Genomic DNA, 1,406 nt, shown 5'->3' on the forward strand with positions numbered 1-1,406 from the left:
CCCGCCGTTCAGCGTCCGCTACTACCAAGGCAGATCGCTACCGTCCCAGTGTATAAAGCGCCCGGTGTCCTCGGGCGTCAACGCCTGAATCACCGACCACAACCGCTCGGCGGTCAGCTCGGGGCTGAACAGCTTGTCAGGCCCCAGGGAGCTGGTGAAGGGTTTGGACAGGGGCGTATCGGTGGTACCGGGGTGCAACGCGATCAGACACAGCTTGCGGTGCGACCGGGCCAATTCCACTGAAGCGGTTTTCACCAGCATGTTGAGCTCGGCCAATTTCTTTTCCGGGTAGCGGTGCTCCCCCTCCGCCGTGCCATGCAACACCCCCACCGCACAGAACAGTGCGGTCACCGGCCCACCGTTTTCTTTGATCTGTTCAGCCAGCTCCGCCAGCGCGGCTTCACTGTAGTCACAGGTAAAGTGCCGAACCCCTTCGGGCAGTTGGGCAGGTGCCTGTCGGCTGATGGCAAGCACCTGATACTCGCTCAGCAGATGCGGCATCAGGGCTTGGGCGATGGCGCTGTTGGCGCCGAACACTAGGGCATAGGGTTTCATGGGGACTCCTCGGTCGTCTCCCTCTGAAGTACGACCGGGAGCCTCGCCGGGATCAGGCTTGGGCGTGGGGAACCGAGAATTCGAACCAGTCGTGGAAGACCCGATCGACCCCGAAGTCCTTGAGCTGTTGTTCGCTGGCGTGGGGGCGATAGGCCCATACGGTGGCTCCGGCGCCGGTGGCGGCGGTCAGGCCGGGCACGCTGTCTTCGATGACGAGGCAGCGGGTGATGTCGACGCCGAGGTGTTCAGCCGCCTTCCGGTAGATGGCGGGGTCGGGTTTGGCGACGTCGAATTTCTGGCAGTCGATGCGCCGCTCGACGGGGAAGAAGTCTTCAAGGCCGGTGACTTTGAGTTTGAGCTGTAGTTCAAAGGTGCGCGAGTTGGTGACGACGGCGAAGGGGTGTTCGAGCCGTTCGAGGGCGTCTTTGATACCGGGCATGGTTTCGAGCTGGGTGCGCATGAGTTGCTCGGAGTGTTCGCGGTTTTGGTCGAGGAAGCGTTGCATGTCGGGGATGGGTTTGCCGAGGCGTTGTTCGACCATTTTGACGCAGTCGGGCCAGCTGTGGCCGGTGAATTCCTGGTGGACCTGGGCTTCGGTGTAGTTCATGCCCAGGCTTTGAATCGAGCGATGCAAGGCGCGGGTGGACAGGACTTCGGAGTCGACCAGGACGCCGTCACAATCGAATAGTACTGCTTCAAACAAAATGATTTCCTCGGTTCTCTTTCAGTAAAAATACGTTTAACCAAACCTGCGTGCATCACGACCGGTCCGTCATGAGGAGTTCCTTTTCAAGACACGCCGTAAACCCGTCCATGGGGGCTCGACGCGCGGAGTCCCTCCGCTTACGGTC

General features: G+C 60.9%; 2 protein-coding genes. Both read right to left on the bottom strand.

The genetic code is table 11. The features are described from left to right. Positions 1 to 21: 21 nt before the first annotated feature. Positions 22 to 555 (bottom strand): hypothetical protein, encoded by a 534-nt coding sequence (locus tag B3520_RS09435; RefSeq protein WP_286805690.1) that lies wholly within the window; start codon positions 553 to 555, stop codon positions 22 to 24. 52 nt (positions 556 to 607) lie between these two features. Then, complete coding sequence (locus B3520_RS09440; RefSeq protein WP_286805691.1) at positions 608 to 1,258, bottom strand: HAD family hydrolase; 651 nt, start codon at positions 1,256 to 1,258, stop codon at positions 608 to 610. Between the last annotated feature and the right edge of the window lie 148 nt (positions 1,259 to 1,406).

This window comes from Marinimicrobium sp. UBA4509, assembly GCF_002388575.1.
Taxonomy (GTDB): domain Bacteria; phylum Pseudomonadota; class Gammaproteobacteria; order Pseudomonadales; family Cellvibrionaceae; genus Marinimicrobium; species Marinimicrobium koreense.

Excerpts from the sequence above, each read along its gene's own strand:
- B3520_RS09435 (WP_286805690.1), bottom strand. The coding sequence starts at position 555 with ATGAAACCCTATGCCCTAGTGTTCGGCGCCAACAGCGCCATCGCCCAA.